The sequence below is a fragment of the Actinospineispora eucalypti genome (assembly GCF_039543365.1).
Lineage (GTDB): Bacteria > Actinomycetota > Actinomycetes > Mycobacteriales > Pseudonocardiaceae > Pseudonocardia > Pseudonocardia eucalypti.
Genome location: NZ_BAABJP010000036.1, coordinates 1 through 21,533 on the forward strand (window position 1 = coordinate 1; position 21,533 = coordinate 21,533).

Below are 21,533 nucleotides of genomic sequence, written 5' to 3' on the forward strand. Positions count from 1 at the left end.
GCCCATCTCGCCGGACCTCAGCCCGGCGCGTCGGGCCGGAAACACCGATCTTGGAACAGTCCCTAGAACCCGAACCACCGTTCTGAGCACCGGTTTTCGAGGGTTGACCCGCTGGCCTCCCGAGTCGTGGTTGTGCCAGCGCGCCGTTGACCAAATTTCTTTGAAGCGGCTCGCGTCGCGCTGAGAGGAAACGACCGCCGTTCCCTGTTCGTCAGGGAGTTTCGAGATCCGCTTTCCGGGCAGCTCCTACAGGGGCGAGCGCTGGCGGCCAGCCGGTTCAAAGTTGTCCGGACGCAACCACTGTTCGAAGCGGTCCCGCAGCGCCGGCCACTCGGCGTCGAGGATGGAGTACCACGCGGTGTCCCTGTTCCGACCCTTCACCACCGTGGCCTGGCGGAACGTCCCCTCGTAGCGGAACCCGAGGCGCTCGGCGGCGGCGCGGGAGGGGTCGTTCAGTGCGTCGCACTTCCACTCCCACCGCCGGTAACCCAGCTCGTCGAACACGTACCGGCCCACCAGGTACTGGGCCTCGGTGGCCTCCCGGGTGCGTTGCAGCGCCGGTGAGTAGTGCACGTGGCCGACCTCGATGACCCCGAACTCGGGCTGCATCCGCATCAGGCTGAGCACCCCAAGCGGCCGCTCCGCCGCGTCGACGATCGCGTAGAACCGGGGGTCGGCCGGCTCGGCCGCCGCGGCCAGCCATTTCCGGTAGTCGTCCAGGTCCGGGAACGGGCCGTAGGGTAGGTAGGTCCAGCTCTCCCCACGCGTGTCCCGGCGGTCGGCGGCGAACAACCCCTCGGCGTGCCGGTCCGGGTCCAGCCGCTCCAAGCGGCAGTACCGGCCCACCAGCTCGGAAGCGGTGGGCATGGGTCGCGGGGTCCATTCCGGCAGGGGCCGCCCTATCGGCTGGCCAAGCTCGTTGATCGGCACCCGGGCATCGTCACCCGCCGGCGGGCTGTCCCAGAAGGGCCACCTCGGGCGTGAATCGGTAGGCCACCTCGGCGAGCGCCGCCCCGTCCGCACCGATCCCGACCAGTAACCAGCCCGGCCCGGCCAGCCGGTGGCAGGCCCATCGCAGGCCCGGCCGCTCCCCCGAGGCCGGGGTGTCGCCGGCCGGCCCGGTGACCGCGCCGACCCCCAGCACGGTCACCACATGCCGTGCGCCGGATGTGCCACCCGGCCCGGTCAGCGCGGGGTCCGCGCCGTCCAGCACGGTGGTGTGCCGGAGCAGCGGCGCCCCGGCGTGGTCGGCGGTGAGCGCGCCCCGGTAGGCGCCGCCGGCCTGCCCGTACCGGCCCAGTCGTACCTCCTCCCGGACCAGCGCGGCCGCGCCTTCGGCCACGGCCAGGCGGAACTCGGTGTGCAGCCTCGCCCGGTCGCAGACCACCGTCGGCTCCGGCCACCAGCGCAGCCGCGCGCCCTCGGCCAGCTCGGCCGTGACGGTCCAGCGGGCCGGCCCGGCGTCGTCCGAGCGGGACGGCTGGGCCACCGTGGCGCCGGCCGAACCCACGGTCAGCTCGGTTCCTTCGGCCAGCCGCAACCGCAGTTCCAGCTCGTCCCCGCCGAGCGGCCCCCCGGCCGCCTGCACCAGGTGCACCCGTGCCGGGCCGGTGCGGCGCACCACCACCGGCGGCCGGGTGCGCCAGCGGATGCGCTGGCCCGGTTCGACGTCCAGCTCGGCGAGGGCCTTCACGTGGGGAGGGCCTTCACGTAACGAGAGCCCGGCGTTGGCGGATCCAGCCGACCACGTCCGGCGCCTCGGGGTTCTGCCGGAGCGAGGTGAACACGGTCGGCCGGCCCTCCCGCACCCGCTCCGCGTCCGAGCGCATGACCTCGAGGTCGGCCCCGACCAGCGGCGCCAGATCCACCTTGTTGATCACCAGCAGGTCGGAGCGAATGACGCCGGGGCCGCCCTTGCGCGGCACCTTGTCCCCGCCGGCCACGTCCACCACGAAGATCTGCGCGTCGATGAGGCCGTAGCTGAAGGTCGCGGTCAGGTTGTCCCCGCCGCTCTCCACCAGCACCAGATCGGGGTCGTGCGCGGCGACCAGCTCCTCGACGGCGGCCAGGTTGGCGGTGATGTCGTCGCGGATGGCGGTGTGCGGGCAGCAGCCGGTGCGCACCGCGCGGATCCGGTCGTCCGGCAGGACCGCGTGGCGGCGGAGGAACTCGGCGTCCTCCTCGGTGTAGATGTCGTTGGTCACCACGGCCACCGACAGCTCGTCGCGCAGCTGCTTGCACAGCGCCGCGACCAGCGCGGTCTTCCCGCCGCCGACCGGGCCGCCGATCCCGATGCGCAGCTCCCGGCGGGTTCCGGCGGGCAGCGGTGCGTGCTCGTGCTTCGTATGGTCAAGATGCAAAGAGGGTCACCTCCGAGGCGTGGTGCAGTTCGGCCGCGATGTCCGGCAGGGGCGTGGTGTCGGCCGGCAGCAGGTCCGGGTCGTCGGCGGCGACCGAGGCGCGCGCGGCCTCGACCCCCTGGGCAGTGGTCCGGTCGGCCAGCGGCACCAGCCCGGCCTGCACGGCGGCCACCCGCAGCGGATCCAGCCCGAGCAGCCGGACAGCGGCGGTGGCCGCGCCGCCCACCAGGTGGTGCACCGCCAGCGCGGCCGCCTGCTCCGGACCCGCCCCGGCGGCCGCCGATGCGGCACCGAGCACCAGCGGATGGTGGGGCCGGCCCAGCTCGGCCAGCGCGCGCAGGCCCTCGCCCGCCGGCCAGGCCTGGCGGGCGGTGCGCAGCAGCGCCGCCCCCTGCGCCCGGGAGGCCTCGCGCAGCCCGTGCACCGGCGTGCGCACGTCCACCGCGCGGTCCCAGGGCAGCCAGTCGCGCCCGGAGACCAGAGCACCGACCGCCGCGAATGCCGAGGCACACAGGCCGGCGGTGCGGATCCGCGCGTCCAGGAACAGCGCCAGGTCGGACGGATCCCGGATCAACCCCCGGTCGACCTGCGCCTCCACCCCGCCCGAGTGGACGTGCCCGCCGGACGGCAGCCGCGAGTCCGCCAGCAGCAACAACCCCCCGAGCTTCATCGCGAGGAATCTACCCGGGTGAGCCCGGCCGACCGGGGCGCAGGCCGACGGCGGCCAGCAGGGCCATCGACAGCGTGAGCCCGGCGGTCGCCGCGACGGCCAGGTTGTAACTGGCCGACAACGCCTCCGGCGACCCGCCGTGCGCCGGCAGCGCCACGTTCATCACCGCGCTGGCCATGACCGACCCCATGACCGACCCCCGGCTGGCCGGGCAGCCCTACCTGAACGGCCCGCGCGAGCCACCTGGACTCGCTGTTGCCGGTCTCGAAAACCTCGCGCGCAGGTCACGAACCGGCCTCGATACCCGCCCCGGGTTAACGGCATTAGGCCAACCGGCGCTATGCCCACTGCCCTCCCTCGACGGGACCGCGCGAAGCAGAGCGGAAAGATGCCATGCCGTTCTCGTTCAAGGCCGCGCCCGGGGTGCGCATCCGCGCCTCCGGCACGGGCCTGCGCACCAGCATCGACGCGCCGTCTACGGGCGCCCGGTGCCCGAACGCCTCCCGCCAGGCGCTCGCCGAGGCCGAGCAGCACCTGCGGGCCGGCCGGCTCCAGCCGGCCCTCGACCAGCTGCACAACCTGCACCGACGGGATTTTCCGCCGGCCCGGGCGCCGGAGGCGCCACCGCCCCCGGAGGTGAACGCCGCCTCGGTCGTCGTCCGGCACCGGAAGCGGGTGCTGGCCGGGCTCGGGCCGTTCCAGCGCTCCCTTCGCCGGCAGGCCCTCGCCGACGCCCGCACGACGGCCGAGCACGAGATCAGGCAGCTCGAGCGCGAACGGCACCACCTGCACCGGCACCTGCAGCAGCGACTGGACCGGGGCTGGCAGCGACTGCTGCACAACGAACCGTCGGCGGTGCTGAGCGCGCTCACCGAGGCGTTCGACGACCACGAGGCGCCGGCGGCGGCGGTCGGAGTGATCGGGGCGGAGGTGTCCCTGGTCACCACGGTCCCGGGCGTCGGAGCCCTGCGCGGATGCCACCGGGCGACCGCGATCGCGTCGCATGTGCTGCTCACCGTGCGCGAGACGTTCGCGGTCGCCCCCGGACTGCGCTCGGCCCGGGTCGTCGCGCTCCAGCACGCGGGCGGTCCGCCGCGCGTCGCCCCGACACTGGCGGCCCGGCTGGAACGGGCGCGGCTGAGCGGCGTGCCGTGGCATCGGGCGAACGCCCTGGAAATCCTCCGGGAAGCGGCCAGCGAACTGCTCACCGGCACCGCGACGCTCGCGCCGCTGGACCTGGTCGGCGAGCCCCACCTCGCCGCCTTCCTGGCCACCGTGCGGGCCGACTGATGTGTTCGCGCGGGAGTGGCGACGACGAGGTCGCACGCCTGGCCGAGTTGGCCCGGGTCCGGGCCTACCGCGAGCAGGCCGAGATCGACGGCATGGCGGTGTCGGCGGCGCACTGGCTGGAGGAGGAGGCGCGGCTGGCCGCCGTCCCGCCACGCCACCCGGCTTGGAGCACCCTGACCTGCGGCGTCGACTTCTCCTGGCTGCCCGGCCGGCGCGGCTGAACGCCAAAAGGACAAGGGCCGCCGTCGGCACCCCCTTACCCCGTACGGCGGCCCTTGCCTCGCACGCCCGTCCCCCACGGGCTCCGGCCTTACAATTCCTTAACGAAGCACGTGTGACGGAAGTTACGTCTGTTGTTCAACGTAAAACAAAATTAGAAAAGGTGGTACCGCTGGGCCATCGGTAGCTCGGTGGCCGGCGCCTCCTCCACCACCTCGCCGTCCACCCGCACGGTGAAGGTCTCCGGGTCCACCTCGATGCGGGGCAGCGCGTCGTTGTTCGGCAGGTCCGCCTTGCGCACCGCGCGGGTGTCCCGGGTGGGCACCAGGCGCCGGCGCACCGCCAGCCGGTCCGCCAGGTCACCGGACAGCGCCCCCGGCGCGACGAAGTGCACCGACGTGTCCGAAGCGCCCTCGGGGGACGCGCCGAACATCGGCCGAGGCAGCACCGGCTGCGGGGTCGGGATGGACGCGTTGGCGTCGCCCATCGCGGCCCAGGCGATGAAACCGCCCTTCAGCACCACCGACGGCCGCACGCCGAAGAACGCCGGCTGCCAGAGCACCAGGTCGGCCAGCTTGCCGGGTTCCACGGAGCCGATCTCGTGATCCAGGCCGTGCGCCACCGCCGGGCAGATCGTGTACTTGGCCACATACCGGCGGGCGCGCAGGTTGTCCGCCGCGCCGTCCCCCGGCAGCGACCCCCACCGCTTCTTCCCCACGTGCGCGGTCTGCCAGGTACGGATGACCACCTCGCCCACCCGGCCCATCGCCTGGCTGTCCGAGCCGATCATGGAGATCGCGCCGAGGTCGTGCAGCAGGTCCTCGGCGGCGATGGTGGACGGGCGGATCCGGCTCTCCGCGAACGCCAGGTCCTCCGGCACCGACGGCTTCAGGTGGTGGCAGACCATCAGCATGTCAAGGTGCTCGTCCAGCGTGTTGACCGTGTGCGGGCGGGTCGGGTTGGTCGAGCTGGGCAGCACGTTCGGCTCGCCGGCCACGGTGATGATGTCCGGCGCGTGCCCGCCGCCGGCCCCCTCGGTGTGGTAGGCGTGGATGCCCCGGCCGGCGATCGCGGCCAGGGTGTCGGCCACGTAGCCGGCCTCGTTGAGGGTGTCGGTGTGGATGGCCACCTGCACCCCGGTCTCCTCGGCCACCCGCAGGCAGGCGTCGATCGCGGCCGGCGTGGAACCCCAGTCCTCGTGCAGCTTGAACCCGGACGCCCCGGCCGCGACCTGCTCGCGCAGCGCCGGCAACCCCACGGTGTTGCCCTTGCCGAGCAGCGCCACGTTCACCGGCAGCCCGTCCATCGCGCGCAACATCCGGGCCAGGTACCACTCGCCCGGCGTCACCGTGGTCGCCTTGGTGCCCTCGGCCGGCCCGGTGCCCCCGCCGATCAGCGTGGTAACCCCGGAGCCCACCGCCTCCGGGACCTGGGTGGGGCTGATCAGGTGCACGTGGCAGTCCACCGCGCCGGCGGTCAGGATCAGCCCGTTGCCGGCGATGATCTCGGTGCCCGGGCCGATCACCAGCTCGGGCGAGACCCCGTCCATGGTGTCCGGGTTGCCGGCCTTGCCCAGCGCGACGATGCGGCCGTCCCGCACCCCGACGTCGGCCTTCACCACGCCCCAGTGGTCCAGCACCAGCGCACCGGTGATCACCAGGTCCGGCGCTCCCTCGGCGCGGGAGGCCCGCGCCTGGCCCATCGACTCGCGGATCACCTTGCCGCCGCCGAAGACCACCTCGTCCCCGCCGCGCGGACCCCGGCAGCGGTCCTCGGTGACCTCGATGAACAGGTCGGTGTCGGCCAACCGCACCCGGTCACCGGTGGTCGGGCCGTACAGCTCCGCGTAGCGCTCGCGCTCGATGTGCCAGCTCACGAGTCCAGCCCGGGGGATGGTGAGGCGCCGGAGGCGCCGGGGTGGGTCAAACGCAGCCCGGGAACGGTGGCGGTGCCGCCCAGCGGGGTCAGCGCGACCACCCGCTCCAGGCCCGGCTCGAACCGCACGGCGGTGCCCGCCGGCACGGCCAGGCGATGTCCGTGCGCCACTTCCCGGTCGAACTCCAGCGCCGGGTTCGCGGCGGCGAAGTGGTAGTGCGAACCGACCTGGACGGGCCGGTCGCCGGTGTTCACCACGGTCAGCTCGACGATCTCGCCCTCCACCGGCACGGCGGCGCCGGCGAGCACGTACTCCCCCGGGATCACTGGACGGGCCGATGCACGGTGACCAGCTTGGTGCCGTCCGGGAAGGTGGCCTCCACCTGGACGGAAGTGATCATCTCGGGCACGCCGTCCATCACGTCGTCCCGGGTGAGCACGCGCTGCCCGGCGGCCATCAGGTCGGCCACCGAGCGCCCGTCCCTGGCGCCTTCCAGCACGAACGAGCTGATCACCGCGACCGCTTCGGGATAGTTCAGCTTCAACCCCCGGTCGCGGCGCTCCTGGGCCAGCCGCGCGGCCAGGTGAACCAGCAGCCGCTCCTGCTCATGCGGGGACAGCAACACCGCGATCTCCCTTCGTCCGGTGCGGGAGATCGTGTCACCCGGGTGTGTCGCCGGTGTTACCGGTATCAGCCGATGTTGACCATCCAGGGCGTACCGAACCGGTCGGTGCACATGCCGAACTCGTCGCCCCACATCTGCTTCTCCAGGGGAACCGCTATCGAGCCGCCGTCGGCCAGCCGCTCCCAGTAGCCGCGCAGCCGGTCGCCGTCGTCGCCGCTGAGGCTGACCGTGATCGTGTTGCCTGGCTGGAACGGCATGCCCGGCGGGTTGTCCGCGCCCATGATCGTGTAGCCGGCGTCGGTCTCCAGCATGCCGTGCATGATCTTGTCGTTGTCGTCGCCGTGCCCGCCGCCGACCTCGCCGAAGGTGTGCAGCGCGAGCTCGCCGCCGAAGACGTCGCGGTAGAACTCCATCGCCTGCCGGGCGGTGCCGTCGAAGCTCAGGTACGGGTTGAGTCGAGATGCCACGGGATGCTCCTCGGATGGGGCTGGCCAGCGTAGCGACGGTCACATTTCGGCCGCCAGCCAACACTCGGGCGAACCAGTGGGACAGCCGGTAACCGAAAAGTCACGGTCGGGAAACCCGGGGATACCCGCGCCGACTGACGCTGATCGGCATGGCAGATTTGACCACGGCGACCAGGGAGACCCTCGAGGACTACACGCTGCGCTTCGCGCCGCGCAGCTACCGGAAATGGTCCACCGGGGTGGTTGCGATCTCCGCGCTCGGAGGCATCGCGTACCTGGCCGACTTCGCGATCGGCGCGAACATCGGCATCGCGTACGGCACGTTCAACGCGCTCTGGGGCATCGCGGTGTTCGCGGTCGTCATCGCGCTCACCGGCTTCCCGCTGGCCTACTACTCCGCGCGGTACAACCTGGACCTGGACCTGATCACCCGGGGCAGCGGCTTCGGCTACTACGGCTCGGTGGTCACCAACGTCATCTACGCCACCTTCACGTTCATCTTCTTCGCCCTGGAAGGCTCGATCATGGCCCAGGGCTTGAACCTGGGCCTGGGCATCCCGCTCTGGCTGGGCTACGCGCTGTCTACCGTGGTGATCTTCCCGCTGGTGGTCTACGGCATGTCGCTGCTGTCCAAGCTGCAGGTCTGGACCACCCCGCTGTGGCTGGTGCTGATGGTGCTGCCGTTCGGCTACCTGCTGGTCAGCCACCCCGACTCGGTCGGCGCGTTCTTCGCCTACCAGGGCGAGCAGGGCCAGGGCGCACCCAGCCTGGGCGCGGTCATGCTGTGCGCCGGGGTCTGCCTTTCGCTGATCGCCCAGATCGCCGAGCAGATCGACTACCTGCGATTCATGCCGCCCAAGACGCCGGAGAACGCCCGCCGCTGGTGGACCGCGATGGTGCTGGCCGGCCCCGGCTGGGTGATCTTCGGCGCGATCAAGCAGGTGATCGGGCTGTTCCTCGCGGTGTACCTGATCGCCGGCGCGACGGGCGGCGGCGCCTCGATCGCCAACCAGCCGGTGCACCAGTTCCTGGAGATCTACCAGGACATCATGCCGGGCTGGCTGGCCATGGCGCTGGCGGTGATCCTGGTGGTGATCAGCCAGATCAAGATCAACGTCACCAACGCCTACTCCGGCTCGCTGGCCTGGACGAACTCGTTCACCCGGGTCACCAAGCGCTACCCGGGCCGGCTGGTGTTCCTCGGCGTGAACCTGCTCATCGCGCTGGTGCTGATGGAAGCCAACATGTTCGACTTCCTGAACACCATCCTCGGCTTCTACGCCAACTGCGGCATGGCCTGGGTCGTGGTGGTCGCCTCGGACATCGTGTTCAACAAGTACCTGCTGGGCCTTTCCCCGAAGAAACCGGAGTTCCGCCGGGGCATGCTCTACGCGGTGAACCCGGTCGGCTTCGGTTCCATGCTGCTGGCCGCCGGGGTGTCGATCGTGGCCTTCTTCGGCGGGCTCGGCGAGGGCCTGCGGCCGTTCTCCCCGCTGGTCGCCATCGTGCTGGCCACCGTGTTGCCGCCGGTGCTGGCCATCGCCACCAAGGGCCGGTACTACCTGCGCCGCACCGACGACGGCATCACGCTGCCCATGTACGACGAGTACGGCAACCCGTCCGGCGAGACGCTGGCCTGCCACGTGTGTGACCAGGAGTTCGAACGCCCCGACGTGGTCGCCTGCCTGACGCACACGGCGCACGTGTGCTCGCTGTGCCTGAGCACGGACAAGACCGGGGAGCACGTGCTGCCTGGGTAAATCGTGCGGTTCGGTGCAGTGCCGGTTTTAGGGATGGCTTGGACGGCGCGGCTAGGCAGTCTGCCGCGGCTTGAGCCGCGCCCGTTGCGTTTGCGCCGGGCGCCGCAGGACCGCGCTCATGGTCACCATGACACTACGGCCCTCCCAGGGGTCCGAGGGCGACCACCATGTCATGCTGACCATGTAAACGATGATCATCAGGGCACCAGGGTCGCCTCACGGGCCCGAAACGGCCACCCTGCCCTGATGATCATGCAAAGGCAGCGGTGCCGCTTCGATTCGGCGAATGCAACAGGGCCGCGCCAAACCGCAACGGGCCGTACCCAAGCCGCGGCAGAACGCCCAGGCCGCGCCGTCCAAGCCGTCCGTGAACCGGCACCGTGCACATCCGGCGGCTAGCGGACACCAGCCAAAGCCGAAGCCATGACCTCACGCGGCGCGGGCCGGCCGGTGAACTGCTCCACCTGCCCGAACGCCTGATGCAGCAGCATGTCCAAACCCGTAGCCAACCGGCCACCGACCGACTCGACGGCCTTGGCCATCGGCGTGGGCCACGGGTGGTAGACGACGTCCAGCACGAAGGGCGCCCGGGCCGCCGCCGGCGCGCAGGGATCCGCTGCCCCGCCCGGCACCGTGCTCACCACCAGGTCCACCCCGCCCACGCCCGGCAGAGCGGGGTCCCAGGCAACCACCTCAACCTCCAGCCCGAACCGCTTCGCCACCGCGACCAGTCCGGCGGCCCGCGCCGGTTTACGCACCATGACCTGCACGTTCCGCAGCTCCAACTCGGCCAGCCCGGCCACTACCGCCGACGCGGTCGCACCCGCGCCCAGCACCAGGGCCGCCCCCGACCGGGGCCCGGCCCAGCCGGCCGAGATCAGTGCGCCGGTGACCCCGTCGATGTCCGTGCAGTCGGCCTGCCACCGGCCGTCCGGCAGACGGACCAGGGTGTTCGCCGCGTCCACCGCGACCGCCCGCTCGGTGCGCTCGTCGGCCCGGGCCAGCGCGGCGCGCTTGCCGGGCATGGTCACCGACAGGCCCACCCACTCCGGCCCCAAGCCGTCCACCAGACCGGGCAGCGCGGCCTCGTCGCACTCGATCGCGTCATAGCGCCACCCGGAAAGACCCAGCGCGCGGTAGGCGGCGCGGTGCAGCACCGGGGAAAGACTGTGCGCCACCGGCGAGCCGAGCACCGCGGCGCGGCGCGCTTGCGTGCTCAGAACGCCCCCGCCGCGACGGCCGCCGAGACGTTCTTCTGGTGCTCCGGCAGGGTGACCGCGAAGCACGAGTTGCCTTCCTTCTGGCAGCGCACGAAGTACACCCACGGGCCGGGCTCGGGCTGCAGCGCGGCCTGCAACGCGCGCTGCCCGGGGGCGCCGATCGGGGTCGGCGGCAGGCCGTAGTTGAGGTAGGTGTTGTACGGCCCCTGGCGGCTCCGCTCCTCCGCACTGGTGCGCACTTCCTGCAGGTCCAGCGGGTAGTTCACGGTGGAGTCCATGCCCAGCCGGATGCGCTGCTGCAGCCGGTTGTAGATCACCCGGGAGATCTTGCCGAAGTCGGCGGTGATCCCCTCCTTCTCCACCAGGGAGGAGATCACCAGCAGCTGGTAGGCGCTGTAGCGGCTCTGGTCGGCCGCCGCGACCAGGCCGAGCGCCTCGAACTGGGTGGCCGACCGGGTCACCAGGGTGCGCAGCACCTCGGTCGCCGGGCTGCCCGGCCGCACGTCGTAACGGCCGGGGGCGAAGAACCCCTCCAGCCGGCGCCGGGGGTCGGCCTTGCTCACCTCGCCGAGCGCCCAGCCGGGCACTCCCAGCTGCGCCGGCGAGGTGCTGGCCATGGTGGCCCGCAGCTGCTCGGGGCTGATGCAGGTGCTCGAGCCGTTCAGTTCGGCGCAGGTGGCCTTGGAGATCAGGCTCAGCACGCCGGGCACGACCACCCCGTTCGGCCCCCGGGTGTCGTCCAGCTGCACGCCGCCCTTGATCTCCAGCTGGCCGACCCGGGAGTCCGGGTCCAGGATCAGCTTCACCGCCTCGCCGCCGGACATGCGCAGCCGCATCCGGTAGTAACCCGGCTGCACCGACCGGGCCCGCGCGTCGTTCTCGGCCGCCGCCTCGGTGAACGCCCGGGAGCTGCGCACGACGTCCTGGCGGGCCAGCTCCGCGCCGATGGCGCTGATCAGGTCGCCGTCCTTGACCTGAATGACGACGTCGCCGTTGCCCTCGCCCTCGTAGTCGGCGACCTTGATGTTGGTCGCCCAGTACAGGTAGCCGCCACCGACCGCGATGCCGAGGAACAGCAGGAGCACCAGCACCACCGGCGCGCGCCGCCGCTTCCGCCGCCGGGGCGGCTGGGGGTTCTCGCGTGATCGCTGCACTGGCCGCCGACTCCCGGGTGCTCGGTCCGCGCGGACGCGTTGGTCGTCCTGCCTGGCCCGTTCGTGCCAGGAACGCGTGCCCCCGCGCCCGCCGACGATACCCAGCGGTTCGGTGTCCCCGTCCACCCTCGGCGGCCGGCCGCTCACTCGCCTGCCTCGCCGCCGGCGGCGCGGTTCGCATCCAACCAACCCTGCAGGATCGCCGCGGCGGCCGCCTGGTCCACCACGCCGCGCTGCTTGCGGGTGTTCAGCCCCCGCGCGCTCATCGCCCGGCTGACCACCACGGTGGAAAGTCGCTCGTCGGCCAGGTGTACCGGCACGGCCAGCCGCTCGCCCAGCGCCGCCGCGTAGCCACGGGCCGCCTCGGCGGCCGGGCCCTCCCGGTTCGCCAGCGTGCGGGGCAGCCCGACCACGACCTCAACCACCTCGTACTCCTCGACGAGCTCGCCCAGGCGGCGGATGTCCGATCCGTCCCGCTCGTCCCTTCGGAGCGTAACCAGCGGCGTGGCGAGCACCCCGCCCGGGTCGCTGACCGCGACGCCGACCCGGACCGAGCCGACGTCGACGCCCAGCTTCCGCCCGGGCCGGGCCACACTCTCCATCTACCGGGGCTCAGCCGGTCGCGGCCGACCGCACGGCGGACCGCAGCGCGGCCACCGCCGCCGGCACGCCCGCCGGGTTGCTGCCGCCGCCCTGCGCCAGGTCGGGCTTGCCGCCGCCCCGGCCGCCGATCGCCCCGGCGAACGAGGGCACCAGCTTGCCGGCCGCGAAGCCCTGGCTCCGGGCCGCCTCGGTGGTGGCCACCACGAAGGACAGCTTGTCGCCGCTGGCGCTGAACAGCGCCACCACACCGGCCCGGGCGCCGAGCCGGCCGCGCACGTCGCTGGCCAGCGCGCGCAGGTCGTTGCCCGGCACGCCGTCCGGCGCGGCGGCGGCCACCAGGGCGACACCCTCCACGTCCTCGGCGCCGTCGGCCAGCGCGCCGGCCGAGGCCAGCACCGCGTCCGCGCGCACCTTCTCCAGCTCGCGCTCCGCGTCGCGCAGCCGCTCGACCACACCACCGATCCGCTCCGGCAGCTCCTCCGGGCGGGCCTTGAACTGCTCGGACAGCTGGCTGACCAGCACGTGCTCCTTGGCCAGGAAGCGGAACGCGTCCAGCCCGACCAGCGCCTCCACCCGGCGGATGCCGGAGCCGATGGACGACTCGGACAGCAGCTTCACCAGGCCCAGCTGGCCGGACCGGTGCACGTGGGTGCCACCGCACAGCTCGCGCGAGTAGTCACCGATCTCCACCACCCGGACCGAGTCGCCGTACCGCTCGCCGAACAGCGCGATGGCGCCCATCCGCCGGGCCTCGTCCAGCGTGGTGGTGAACGCCCGTACCTCGTGGTCGTCCAGCAGCACCGCGTTGACCTCGTCCTCCACGTCGTGCAGCACCGAGTCGGGCACCGCGCCGGCCGGCGAGGTGAAGTCGAACCGCAGCCGCCCCGGCGCGTTCAGCGAACCGGCCTGCGCGGCCGAGTCGCCCAGCGCCCGGCGCATCCCGGCGTGCACCAGGTGGGTGGCCGAGTGCGCCCGGGAGATGGCCTGCCGGCGGGAGATCTCGACCTCGGCGTGCACCTCGGCGTCCAGCCGGGCCTCGCCCTCGGCGACCACGCCCCGGTGCACGTTCAGCCCGGCCACCGGGGACTGCACGTCCCGCACCTGCACGGCGAACCCGTCGCCTCGCAGCACGCCGGTGTCGGCCTGCTGGCCGCCGCCCTCGGCGTAGAACGGGGTGCGGTCCAGCAGCACCTCCACCTCGGTGCCGGTGCCGGCGGCCGGTACCGCGACACCGTCGGCGAGCAGCCCCACGATGCGCGAGGAGCTGGTCAGGTCGGTGTAGCCGAGGAAGTCGGTGGTGCCGTGCGCGTCCAGCACCGCCCGGTAGGCCGACACGTCGCCGTGCCCGGTCTTGCGGGCGGCGGCGTCCGCCTTGGCCCGCTGCCGCTGCTCCTCCATCAGCCGGCGGAACCCGGGCTCGTCGACGCTCAACCCGGCCTCGCCGGCCATTTCCAGGGTGAGGTCGATCGGGAAGCCGTAGGTGTCGTGCAGCTGGAACGCCTGGTCCCCGGGCAGCTGGTTGCCGCCGGCCTTCTTGACCGCCGTGACGGCGGTGTCGAAGATCCGCGAGCCCGACGTGAGCGTCTGGAGGAAGGCGTCCTCCTCGGCCCGGACCACCGCGGAGATCCGCTCGAAGTCGGTGACCAGCTCCGGGTAGGACGGGGCCATCGCGTCCCGCACCACCTCGGCGAACGAACCCAGCACCGGCTCGTGCACCCCCAGCAGCCGGGCCGAGCGCACGATCCGGCGCAGCAGCCGCCGCAGCACGTAGCCGCGCGCCTCGTTGGACGGGGTCACCCCGTCACCGATGATCATCACACCGGACCGCGCATGGTCCGCGATCACCCGGAACCGCACGTCGTCCACCGGGTCCGCGCCGTAGCGCCGGCCCGACATCTCCTCGGCGCGCGCGATCACCGGCCGGACCAGGTCGGTCTCGTAGACGTTGGCCACGTCCTGCAGCAGGTAGGCGACCCGCTCCACGCCCATGCCGGTGTCGATGTTCTTGTTGGGCAGCTCGCCGATCGGCGGGTGGCCGTACTTGGGGCTCTCGTCCCCACGCACGTCCTGCATGAAGACCAGGTTCCAGATCTCCAGGTACCGGTCCTCGTCGGCGACCGGGCCACCGTCGCGGCCGTGCTCCGGCCCGCGGTCGTAGTAGATCTCCGAGCAGGGGCCGCCGGGACCGGGCACGCCCATGTCCCAGTAGTTGTCCTTGCCGTCCCGGCGCTGGATGCGCTCCTCGGGCAGCCCGGCGATCTTGCGCCAGAGCTCCAGCGCCTCGTCGTCGTCGTTGTAGACGGTGGTCCAGATGCGCTCCGGGTCGAACCCGAACCCGCCGGAGTCCTGGCTGCCGGTGACCAGGTTCCAGGCGTGCTCGATGGCGCCCGCCTTGAAGTAGTCGCCGAAGGAGAAGTTGCCGGCCATCTGGAAGAACGTGTTGTGCCGGGTGGTCTTGCCGACCTCTTCGATGTCCCCGGTGCGCACGCACTTCTGGATGGACGTCGCGCGCGGGTACGGCGGCGGCACCTCACCCAGCAGGTACGGCTTGAACTGGACCATCCCCGCGTTCACGAACAGCAGGGTCGGATCGTCCAGGATCAGCGACGCGCTGGGCACGGAGGTGTGTCCGCCCCGCACGAAATGGTCGGTGAAACGTCGAATGATCTCGTGGGTTTCCACGGTGCTTCCTCAGAGAAGTCTTGCGGGTGGCTGACGGACGAACGGGACGGCGGAAGGGCGGGCTCTTTCTCCCGCACGCGCCGAACTGGGCGCGTGCTCGGTGCTACGAAAAGCCCGGGCCCCCCGCCCCACGCGCTCGCGCGTCGGAACGGGCATCGATGCCGAGGGCGGCGTTGGTGGCGGCGTCGAAACCGGGCAGCGGCTGGCCGGACCGGCGCTCCACCATGTCGGTCAGCTCGTGCTCGCGCTCGGCCATGCCGGCGCGCACCTCGGCGCCGAACGCGCCGATCGACGAGGCCAGCGCGCGCAGCCCGTCACCGACCTGCTCGCCGACCCCCGCCGGGGTGAACTTCTCGGCGGCCTCGGCGGCCTTGCGGGTGGCCACCACGCCGGCCGCAATGCCCAGGCCCAACCAGAACAGCCTCTTGATCATTTCTTGCCCTTGGCCTCCTTGCGCTCCCGGCGAGCCTTGATCGCCTTGGAGACGCCGTAGGAAAAGGCCGCCGTCTTCACCAGCGGTCCGCCCATGGTGGCGGTGAACAGCGAGGTCAACGCGGACACATTGCCACTCACCGCGCGGGCGTTGACGGTGATGCCGTCGACCCGGCGCAGCTGGGTGTTGACGTGCGAGATCGTGGTGTTCGCGCCGTCCAGGATGGGCGCGCTGCCCTCGTGGGTCTTGCGGATCGCGATCGTCGCCTCGTCGAGCGTGCGGCCCAGCTTGATCAGCGGAATCGCCAGCAGCAGCACCAGCAGCACGAAGGCGCCGGCGGCGATGAGTGCGGCGATCTGCCCGGCCGTCATGGCGCGCCTCCCAGGTCTGCGAATTGATCGTGTCCAGGCTACCGCGCGGGGTCCGGGCGGCATTTATCGGCTTGACCTCAACCTGCGTTGAGTTCCTAGCCTATCCAGCATGGACGTCACGCCGGCACTGGATATGTTCAACGAGGCCTACGAGAACGGCAGTCCGCCCTGGGTGATCGGCGAGCCCCAGCCGGTGGTGGTGGAGCTGGAAGAGGCCGGCCAGTTCAACGGGACCATCCTGGACGCCGGCTGCGGCACCGGCGAGCACACCATCTACCTGGCCCGGCTGGGCTACGACGTGATCGGCGTCGACGGGGCGCCGGCCGCCGTGCGGCAGGCCAGGGCGGCGGCGGTGGCCCGCGGAGTGGACGCCCGGTTCGAGGAGGGCGACGCGCTCGAGCTGCCCGCCGACGGGCGCTACGACACGGTGCTGGACACCGGCCTGTTCCACATCTTCGACGACACCGACCGCGCCCGGTACGTGCGCTCGCTGCACGGCGCTCTCCGTCCCGGTGGTGTGTTGCACCTGATCGCGCTGTCCGACACCGAGCCCGGCTTCGGCCCCCGGATCGGCGAGCACGTCATCCGCGATGCGTTCACCACCGGCTGGACGCTCGAGGAACTGCGCCTGTCCCACTTCCGCGGCACCGTCCCGGACAACGAGGACCGCGGCGTCGAACTCAAACCCGGCACCGTAGTCAACGTAGCCGCCTGGCTAACCCGCCTCCGCCGCCCCTAACCCACCCCCTCCGCGAGTCGGGGATCGAGGTACGGCGAGTCGGGGATTCGGGTACGGCGAGTCGGGGATCGGGGTACGGCATGGGTGCATGCCGGGGCCTCTCACCCATCGCGCCGACGTTCCCGAGAGGTGGATTCGGACCGAATCGCCGAACCAGGTCTGCTGTCCAGGCGATCGTCGGCGCGCCACCGCCACCTCCGGCGCACCACTCCGCCCGAGGTCGGCGTACCCGAATCCCCGACTCGGCGTACCCCGATCCCCGACTCGCCGTACCCAGATCCCCGACTCGCCGGGGGTGGGGTTAGCGGGAGGGGAGGAGGGGGTCGGTGGGGCGGTCGCCGGAGAGGCCGACCATGGCGAGGGTTACCAGGAGTGCGTTCTGCGGACCCAAGTGGGCGTCTTTGGGGTCGAACCACTCCTTGTCGGTGAACGAGTGGGTGTTGCCCTCGCCTCCGCCGCCGCCGAGGCGAACCGCCGGGATGCCCAGGTTGATCGGGACGTTGGCATCGGTGCTGGACGGGTCGCCCAGTTTGCCGGTGAGGCCGAGCAGGCCCGGCGCGGCGTAACCGGCCTGCACCAGGGGCACGTTGCGGTCCTGGTTGCCGGCCGGGCGGTCACCGATCAGCTTGTTGGCCACGGTGACTCCCTTGCCGGGTGCGGCGCCCCAGCGCGCGTTCTCCTCGTCGGCGCCCGCCGCCGCGAGCGGGAGCAGCTGGTCCTCCAGCTTCTTCAGCTCGGCGGGGTCGTTGGAGCGCATGTCCACCGCCATCTTCGCCGTACCGGCGATGGCGTTCACCGAGGTGCCGCCGTCCACGGTGCCCACGGTGAACGTGGTCTTGGGCGAGGCCGGCGGCCGCAGCTCGGAGATCTTGGTGATCGCCCGGCCCATGGCGTGGATGGCGCTGGGCCGGCCGAAGTCGCCGAAGCTGTGCCCGCCCGGGCCGGTGAACGCGATCTCGTAGCGGCGGCTGCCGGTGGCCTGGTAGGTCACCTCGTCCGGGGCACCCGGCTCGATCGTGATGAAGCCGTCCACGCCGGCGTTCTCCGCGAAGAACGCCTTCACCCCGCGCAGGTTGCCCAACCCCTCCTCGCCGACCGTGCCGCCGAAGATGATGTCGCCCTTGGTCTGGATGTTGGCGTCCCGCATGGCGCGGGCCATGGCCAGCACGGCGGTCAGCCCGCGCGCGTCGTCGGAGATGCCGGGGCCGTAGTAGCGGCCGTCCCGCTGGCTCACCGTGACGTCGGTGCCCTCGGGGAACACCGTGTCCAGGTGCGCGAAGACCGCCATGGTCGGCCCGCCGCCGGTGCCCCGGCGGAGCCCGTAGACGTTGCCCTCCTTGTCCCGGTGCACGTTCTCCAGGCCGGCCTCGGTCAGCCGGCGCAGGTAGTCGGCCGCGCGCTGGTCCTCCTTGAACGGGGGCGCGGGGATCTGGTTGATCGCAATCTGGTCGGCGACGGTGCGCGGCTCGTCCCGCTGGATTGCGGCCAGCGCGGCGGCGACCGACGGCGCCTCCTTGATCGTGGTCAGGGCCGAGGTCACCGGCGCGGAAACCTGGTACGGCGCCTCGCCTCCGGCACCCGGCGAGGCACCCGGCGAGGCGCCCGACCCGGAGCCCGAACCGGCATTCGGCGCGGCTCCGGGCGGGGCTCCGGCGGCGGGTCCCCCGCCGCCACACCCGGCCGTGAGCAGCGCACCGCTGGCCAACAGGACCACGAGACCCAACCGCACCGTCGACGTCGACATGGTCAACTACCCTGCCATCCGCCGCGCGGGAACTCCATGACTTCTGTATGCAAAACCTGTCCGGCCCGCGCCTCGACGTGCAGCGTCCGGCGTTCGTCCAGCGCACAGCTGGCCCGCACCCCGGGCGCACCGGTCTGGCGGCCGCACTCCAGCCAGGCCACCAGGTCGGCGGCGTACTCCGGCACCAGAACCCGGACCGAAGCCTCACCCGGCCGCCAGGACGAACCGGCCCGAGGGGGCGGCACGGCCAGCCGCCCGGACGGCCGCGAAGGCGCGAACCCGCCGAGCGGCGCCAGCCACGGCCGCACCGAGGCGACCAGCTCGGTCACCGAGCCGCACGCCACCGAGGCACCGGTCGGCCGGCTGACCACCCAGCCCTTCCCCCACGGCCGCACCGTCGGCCCGGTCCCCACCAGCAACGACGTCACCGCCGACCCCAGAGAGGCCCGTGCCGGCAGGCCGGCCACGAACGGGCGCGCCCAGTCGAGCACCGCCCGTTCCCCGCAGGCGCCGCACATCAGGGCATCACGTCGCCGGAGTTGGGACCGAGGGTCTGCCCCACATACAGGTTCCCGCCGGGGTCGCTGGCCAGCAGCACCGCCGTCGGCGCCACCTCCGAGGGACGGCCGAACCGGCCCAGCGGCAGCTCGGCCCGTTTGGCGCGCTTCCAGTCCTCGGTGATGCCGGCGACCATCGCGGTCTCGATCGGCCCCGGGGCGATCGCGTTGACCAGCACCCCGCGCGCCGACACCTCCAGCGCCAGAGACTTGGTCAGCCCGATCACCCCGGCCTTGGCCGCCGCGTAGTGCGCCAGCCCGACGCCGCCCTTGATGCCCAGCTGGGAGGCGATGTTGATGATGCGGCCCCAGCCCCGGTCCAGCATGCCGGGCAGCACCGCCCGGCAGCACAGGAAGACCCCGGTGAGGTCCACCGCCAGGGTCCGGTCCCAGGTCGCGGTGTCCATGTCGACCAGCGGTGACTCGGTGAGGATGCCGGCCGAGTTGACCAGGATGTCCAGCGGTCCGACCCGATCCGCGGCCGCCCGCACCGCCGAGGCCACCGACCCTTCGTCGTCCACCTCGACCGGCACCGCGTCGTCGGTGGCCGACGCCACTGAGCGGTCGGCAACCACCACCGCCGCCCCTTCGTCCCGGTACGCCGAAGCGATCGCCCGGCCGATGCCGCCGGTACCGCCGACCACCAGCGCGGTCCGCCCGCCCAACAACCCCATCAGGCCGGCATGCGGACGGTCAGCCCGCCGTCCGCGACGAGGGCCTGCCCGGTCACGTAGGCGGCGTCGGAACTGGTCAGGAACCGGATCACGGACGCCAGCTCGGCCGGCTCGGCGGCCCGGCCGAGCGGGATGTCCGCGCCCGCGCGGGCCAGGCCGTCCGGGCCGAGCGAGTTGACCGGGTCCAGCGACTGCGGGGTGACCACGTAACCGGGGATCACCGCGTTGCAGCGGATCCCCCGGGGCGCCAGCTCGACCGCGACGCTGCGCACCAGGCCGAGCACGCCGGCCTTGGCCGCGCCGTAGTGCACGTGCTCGCCCCAGCCGTACACCCCGCCGGCGATCGAGGACACCGCCACCATCGCGCCCGGGCCGGCCATCCGGGTGGACGCCGACCGGAACACCCGCAGCACCCCGGTCAGGTCCACCTGCAAGAGGTCGTCCCAGGCGTCGTCGTCCAGTTCCGCGAGCGAGGCCCGGCGCAGCACCCCGGCGTTGGCCACCGCGATGTCCAGCCGGCCCCATTCGTCCAGCGCGCGCTGGGCGAACGCCTCGACCTGGGCGCTGTCCCGCACATCCACCTCGGCGACCACTGCCTCGCCGCCGACACCGACGACCTGGGCCAGCGTCCCGCCCGGGTCGTGCGGGTCGCCGGGAAAGGTGCCGATCACGGTGCGGATGCCCCGCTCCGCGTAGGCCACCGCCAGGGCTCGCCCGATCCCGCTGGCCGCGCCGGAGACGATGGCGACTTCGCCGGCCATCAGCCCTCCAGCGCCTTGGCCGTGCGGGCGGCGAACATCAGCACCCCGGACACGAGGGTGCCCAGCGCACCGACCACCAGCGCGGCGTGGCTCCAGTTCTGCCCGGCGGCCAGCATCGAGGTGACGATGATGCCGGCGAAGATCGCGCCCGGTTGGGAGAGCGCGGTGAGGAACGCCGAGCCGGTGGTGCGGCACTGCGTCTCGTAGCACTCGCCCATGTAGAACAGCAGCGCGGCGTACGGGCCGATCAGGAAGAACATGCCGAACGAGTAGAGCAGCACCACGGCCAGCGTGCCCTGCGCGACCGTGAGCATCAGCGCGAACAGCACGCCCGAGATCACCCAGCCGACCGCGATCACGTTCCGCCGGCCGAACCGGTCCCCCGCCCAGCCGTGGAAGAAGTAGCCCAGCGCGCCGATCGCGTTGATCACGATCAGCATGAGCAGCGAGTTGTCGAAGCTGACGCCCTTGCCCTCGGTGAGCACCGTGGTGCCGAGCACGCTGAACACCTGGATGCCGAACCAGTTGACCAGCCAGGCGAACCCGAGCACCACGGTGTTGCGCAGCGCGGCGCCCTTGAAGATGGCGGCGAACCCGGCCGACGGCTCCTCGGTCACCCCGTAGCTCCGGGCCAGCTCCTCCGCCTCGGCCGTCTTGCCTTCCTTACGCAGCGAACGCAGCCGCACCTCCAGCTCGAACTGCGGGCTCTCCTTCAGCGAACGGCAGGCGATGGCGATGATCACCGCGGGGAAGAAGGCCAGCAGGAAGCAGCCGCGCCAGCCGACCAGCGGCAGGAACACCGCGACGAACGCCGCCGCGATCAGCACCCCGACCGGCCAGCCGCTCTGCACCAGGCTGTACACGAAGCCCCGGCGCTTCTTGATCTTCTCGTCCTCGGTGACCGCGTAGACCTCGTTGAGGTAGGTCGAGTTCACCGCCTGCTCGGACAGCCCCAGGCCGCTCAGCGACCGCACACCGACCAGGAAGGCGATCCCAGGGGTGGCCGCGCTGACCGCCGAGGAGACGGCGGTGCCGGTGACCGTGAGGATCATGCCCTTGCGCCGGCCGATCCGGTCCACCACCGGGCCGATGGCCAGCACGACCACGGCGGTGCCCACGGAGACCAGGGTGGAGACCAGGGAAGCGGTGGCCTGGTCCCAGCCGAAGGTCTTGGCCATCTCCGGCAGCAGCGTGCCGAAAAGGATGTAGTCGTACACGGCGAACGTCCAGGCCAGGAAGGCGAGGACGGAGGCCTTCCGGGTATCGCGGATGCTGAACCTGGGCAACGAGCTGGTGGCGGATTCCAACGACATGGCGGCGCCCTCCGG

Annotated in this window: 24 protein-coding genes; 4 read left to right on the forward strand and 20 right to left on the reverse strand. The window is 72.2% G+C overall.

The window, feature by feature from the left end; genetic code table 11:
* Nucleotides 1–246 precede the first annotated feature (246 nt).
* The 5 genes from ABEB12_RS28275 to ABEB12_RS28295 form a co-directional block, all read right to left on the reverse strand.
* A complete protein-coding gene (locus ABEB12_RS28275) occupies nt 247–867 on the reverse strand; it encodes a GNAT family N-acetyltransferase (RefSeq protein WP_185060582.1) in 621 nt (206 codons plus the stop codon).
* Nucleotides 868–940: 73 nt separating this feature from the next.
* Nucleotides 941–1,693 carry an urease accessory protein UreD gene (locus ABEB12_RS28280; RefSeq protein WP_185060581.1) on the reverse strand — a complete coding sequence of 251 codons (753 nt, stop codon included), beginning with the start codon at nt 1,691–1,693 and terminating at the stop codon, nt 941–943.
* A gap of 13 nt (nt 1,694–1,706) precedes the next feature.
* Nucleotides 1,707–2,360 (reverse strand): urease accessory protein UreG, encoded by a 654-nt coding sequence (ureG, locus tag ABEB12_RS28285; protein WP_185060580.1) that lies wholly within the window; start codon nt 2,358–2,360, stop codon nt 1,707–1,709.
* Nucleotides 2,350–3,030 carry an urease accessory protein UreF gene (locus tag ABEB12_RS28290; protein WP_185060579.1) on the reverse strand — a complete coding sequence of 227 codons (681 nt, stop codon included), beginning with the start codon at nt 3,028–3,030 and terminating at the stop codon, nt 2,350–2,352. Before ABEB12_RS28290 ends, ureG begins: the two co-directional genes overlap by 11 nt.
* Nucleotides 3,031–3,040: 10 nt before the next feature.
* A complete protein-coding gene (locus ABEB12_RS28295) occupies nt 3,041–3,208 on the reverse strand; it encodes a hypothetical protein (protein ID WP_185060578.1) in 168 nt (55 codons plus the stop codon).
* A gap of 215 nt (nt 3,209–3,423) precedes the next feature.
* On the opposite strand from ABEB12_RS28295, the gene ABEB12_RS28300 reads away from it, so the two are divergent.
* A complete protein-coding gene (locus tag ABEB12_RS28300; RefSeq protein ID WP_185060577.1) occupies nt 3,424–4,320 on the forward strand; it encodes a hypothetical protein in 897 nt (298 codons plus the stop codon).
* Complete coding sequence (locus ABEB12_RS28305; protein ID WP_185060576.1) at nt 4,320–4,541, forward strand: hypothetical protein; 222 nt, start codon at nt 4,320–4,322, stop codon at nt 4,539–4,541. The genes ABEB12_RS28300 and ABEB12_RS28305 overlap by 1 nt, the downstream gene beginning before the upstream one ends.
* Before the next feature lie 152 nt (nt 4,542–4,693).
* On the opposite strand, the gene ABEB12_RS28310 is transcribed toward ABEB12_RS28305, so the two are convergent.
* The 4 genes from ABEB12_RS28310 to ABEB12_RS28325 all read right to left on the reverse strand — a co-directional run bounded on the left by ABEB12_RS28310 (nt 4,694) and on the right by ABEB12_RS28325 (nt 7,507).
* Nucleotides 4,694–6,415 carry an urease subunit alpha gene (locus ABEB12_RS28310; RefSeq protein WP_185060575.1) on the reverse strand — a complete coding sequence of 574 codons (1,722 nt, stop codon included), beginning with the start codon at nt 6,413–6,415 and terminating at the stop codon, nt 4,694–4,696.
* Nucleotides 6,412–6,741, reverse strand: a complete 330-nt coding sequence (ureB, locus tag ABEB12_RS28315) for an urease subunit beta (RefSeq protein ID WP_185060574.1) — start codon at nt 6,739–6,741, stop codon at nt 6,412–6,414. The genes ABEB12_RS28310 and ureB overlap by 4 nt, the downstream gene beginning before the upstream one ends.
* On the reverse strand, nt 6,738–7,040 hold the full coding sequence (locus ABEB12_RS28320) for an urease subunit gamma (protein ID WP_185060573.1): 303 nt from the start codon (nt 7,038–7,040) through the stop codon (nt 6,738–6,740). Before ABEB12_RS28320 ends, ureB begins: the two co-directional genes overlap by 4 nt.
* Before the next feature lie 65 nt (nt 7,041–7,105).
* The gene (locus ABEB12_RS28325; protein ID WP_185060572.1) at nt 7,106–7,507 is read right to left on the reverse strand and encodes a VOC family protein; all 402 of its coding nucleotides are present in this window, start codon (nt 7,505–7,507) and stop codon (nt 7,106–7,108) included.
* Between the two features lie 149 nt (nt 7,508–7,656).
* On the opposite strand from ABEB12_RS28325, the gene ABEB12_RS28330 reads away from it, so the two are divergent.
* Complete coding sequence (locus ABEB12_RS28330) at nt 7,657–9,267, forward strand: hypothetical protein (RefSeq protein WP_185060571.1); 1,611 nt, start codon at nt 7,657–7,659, stop codon at nt 9,265–9,267.
* A gap of 395 nt (nt 9,268–9,662) precedes the next feature.
* Here the strand turns inward: ABEB12_RS28330 and ABEB12_RS28335 are convergent, their stop codons facing one another.
* The 6 genes from ABEB12_RS28335 to ABEB12_RS28360 all read right to left on the reverse strand — a co-directional run bounded on the left by ABEB12_RS28335 (nt 9,663) and on the right by ABEB12_RS28360 (nt 15,730).
* Nucleotides 9,663–10,487, reverse strand: coding sequence for a shikimate dehydrogenase (locus ABEB12_RS28335; RefSeq protein WP_345703234.1), 825 nt, complete (start codon nt 10,485–10,487; stop codon nt 9,663–9,665).
* Nucleotides 10,484–11,641 (reverse strand): endolytic transglycosylase MltG, encoded by a 1,158-nt coding sequence (mltG, locus tag ABEB12_RS28340; RefSeq protein WP_345703211.1) that lies wholly within the window; start codon nt 11,639–11,641, stop codon nt 10,484–10,486. Before mltG ends, ABEB12_RS28335 begins: the two co-directional genes overlap by 4 nt.
* Before the next feature lie 143 nt (nt 11,642–11,784).
* On the reverse strand, nt 11,785–12,243 hold the full coding sequence (ruvX, locus tag ABEB12_RS28345) for a Holliday junction resolvase RuvX (protein ID WP_185060570.1): 459 nt from the start codon (nt 12,241–12,243) through the stop codon (nt 11,785–11,787).
* 10 nt (nt 12,244–12,253) lie between these two features.
* On the reverse strand, nt 12,254–14,926 hold the full coding sequence (gene alaS, locus ABEB12_RS28350) for an alanine--tRNA ligase (protein ID WP_185060569.1): 2,673 nt from the start codon (nt 14,924–14,926) through the stop codon (nt 12,254–12,256).
* Nucleotides 14,927–15,029: 103 nt separating this feature from the next.
* Nucleotides 15,030–15,356, reverse strand: coding sequence for a hypothetical protein (locus ABEB12_RS28355; RefSeq protein ID WP_345703235.1), 327 nt, complete (start codon nt 15,354–15,356; stop codon nt 15,030–15,032).
* Entirely contained in the window at nt 15,356–15,730 is a 375-nt protein-coding gene (locus ABEB12_RS28360) for a DUF948 domain-containing protein (protein ID WP_185060568.1), read from the reverse strand. The genes ABEB12_RS28355 and ABEB12_RS28360 overlap by 1 nt, the downstream gene beginning before the upstream one ends.
* 109 nt (nt 15,731–15,839) lie before the next feature.
* On the opposite strand from ABEB12_RS28360, the gene ABEB12_RS28365 reads away from it, so the two are divergent.
* Nucleotides 15,840–16,469 (forward strand): methyltransferase domain-containing protein, encoded by a 630-nt coding sequence (locus ABEB12_RS28365; protein ID WP_185060567.1) that lies wholly within the window; start codon nt 15,840–15,842, stop codon nt 16,467–16,469.
* Nucleotides 16,470–16,770: 301 nt separating this feature from the next.
* Here the strand turns inward: ABEB12_RS28365 and ABEB12_RS28370 are convergent, their stop codons facing one another.
* Genes ABEB12_RS28370 through ABEB12_RS28390 form a run of 5 tightly spaced genes read right to left on the reverse strand, consistent with a single transcriptional unit; the run spans nt 16,771 to nt 21,518 of the window.
* Entirely contained in the window at nt 16,771–18,213 is a 1,443-nt protein-coding gene (locus ABEB12_RS28370) for a M20/M25/M40 family metallo-hydrolase (protein ID WP_185060566.1), read from the reverse strand.
* Nucleotides 18,214–18,215: 2 nt separating this feature from the next.
* Nucleotides 18,216–18,731, reverse strand: a complete 516-nt coding sequence (locus tag ABEB12_RS28375) for a hypothetical protein (RefSeq protein ID WP_185060565.1) — start codon at nt 18,729–18,731, stop codon at nt 18,216–18,218.
* Entirely contained in the window at nt 18,731–19,444 is a 714-nt protein-coding gene (locus tag ABEB12_RS28380; RefSeq protein ID WP_185060564.1) for an SDR family oxidoreductase, read from the reverse strand. The genes ABEB12_RS28375 and ABEB12_RS28380 overlap by 1 nt, the downstream gene beginning before the upstream one ends.
* Nucleotides 19,444–20,205 (reverse strand): SDR family oxidoreductase, encoded by a 762-nt coding sequence (locus ABEB12_RS28385; RefSeq protein ID WP_185060563.1) that lies wholly within the window; start codon nt 20,203–20,205, stop codon nt 19,444–19,446. Before ABEB12_RS28385 ends, ABEB12_RS28380 begins: the two co-directional genes overlap by 1 nt.
* A complete protein-coding gene (locus tag ABEB12_RS28390) occupies nt 20,205–21,518 on the reverse strand; it encodes an MFS transporter (RefSeq protein ID WP_185060562.1) in 1,314 nt (437 codons plus the stop codon). The genes ABEB12_RS28385 and ABEB12_RS28390 overlap by 1 nt, the downstream gene beginning before the upstream one ends.
* Between the last annotated feature and the right edge of the window lie 15 nt (nt 21,519–21,533).

Bases quoted from the DNA above. Each gene is read 5' to 3' on its own strand.
- ABEB12_RS28275 (WP_185060582.1), bottom strand. From the start codon at position 867: ATGCCCACCGCTTCCGAGCTGGTGGGCCGGTACTGCCGCTTGGAGCGG.
- ABEB12_RS28290 (WP_185060579.1), bottom strand. From the start codon at position 3,030: ATGAAGCTCGGGGGGTTGTTGCTGCTGGCGGACTCGCGGCTGCCGTCC.
- ABEB12_RS28295 (WP_185060578.1), bottom strand. From the start codon at position 3,208: ATGGCCAGCGCGGTGATGAACGTGGCGCTGCCGGCGCACGGCGGGTCG.
- ABEB12_RS28300 (WP_185060577.1), top strand. From the start codon at position 3,424: ATGCCGTTCTCGTTCAAGGCCGCGCCCGGGGTGCGCATCCGCGCCTCC.
- ABEB12_RS28305 (WP_185060576.1), top strand. From the start codon at position 4,320: ATGTGTTCGCGCGGGAGTGGCGACGACGAGGTCGCACGCCTGGCCGAG.
- ABEB12_RS28330 (WP_185060571.1), top strand. From the start codon at position 7,657: ATGGCAGATTTGACCACGGCGACCAGGGAGACCCTCGAGGACTACACG.
- ruvX (WP_185060570.1), bottom strand. From the start codon at position 12,243: ATGGAGAGTGTGGCCCGGCCCGGGCGGAAGCTGGGCGTCGACGTCGGC.
- ABEB12_RS28360 (WP_185060568.1), bottom strand. From the start codon at position 15,730: ATGACGGCCGGGCAGATCGCCGCACTCATCGCCGCCGGCGCCTTCGTG.
- ABEB12_RS28365 (WP_185060567.1), top strand. From the start codon at position 15,840: ATGGACGTCACGCCGGCACTGGATATGTTCAACGAGGCCTACGAGAAC.
- ABEB12_RS28370 (WP_185060566.1), bottom strand. From the start codon at position 18,213: ATGTCGACGTCGACGGTGCGGTTGGGTCTCGTGGTCCTGTTGGCCAGC.
- ABEB12_RS28375 (WP_185060565.1), bottom strand. From the start codon at position 18,731: ATGTGCGGCGCCTGCGGGGAACGGGCGGTGCTCGACTGGGCGCGCCCG.
- ABEB12_RS28380 (WP_185060564.1), bottom strand. From the start codon at position 19,444: ATGGGGTTGTTGGGCGGGCGGACCGCGCTGGTGGTCGGCGGTACCGGC.
- ABEB12_RS28385 (WP_185060563.1), bottom strand. From the start codon at position 20,205: ATGGCCGGCGAAGTCGCCATCGTCTCCGGCGCGGCCAGCGGGATCGGG.
- ABEB12_RS28390 (WP_185060562.1), bottom strand. From the start codon at position 21,518: ATGTCGTTGGAATCCGCCACCAGCTCGTTGCCCAGGTTCAGCATCCGC.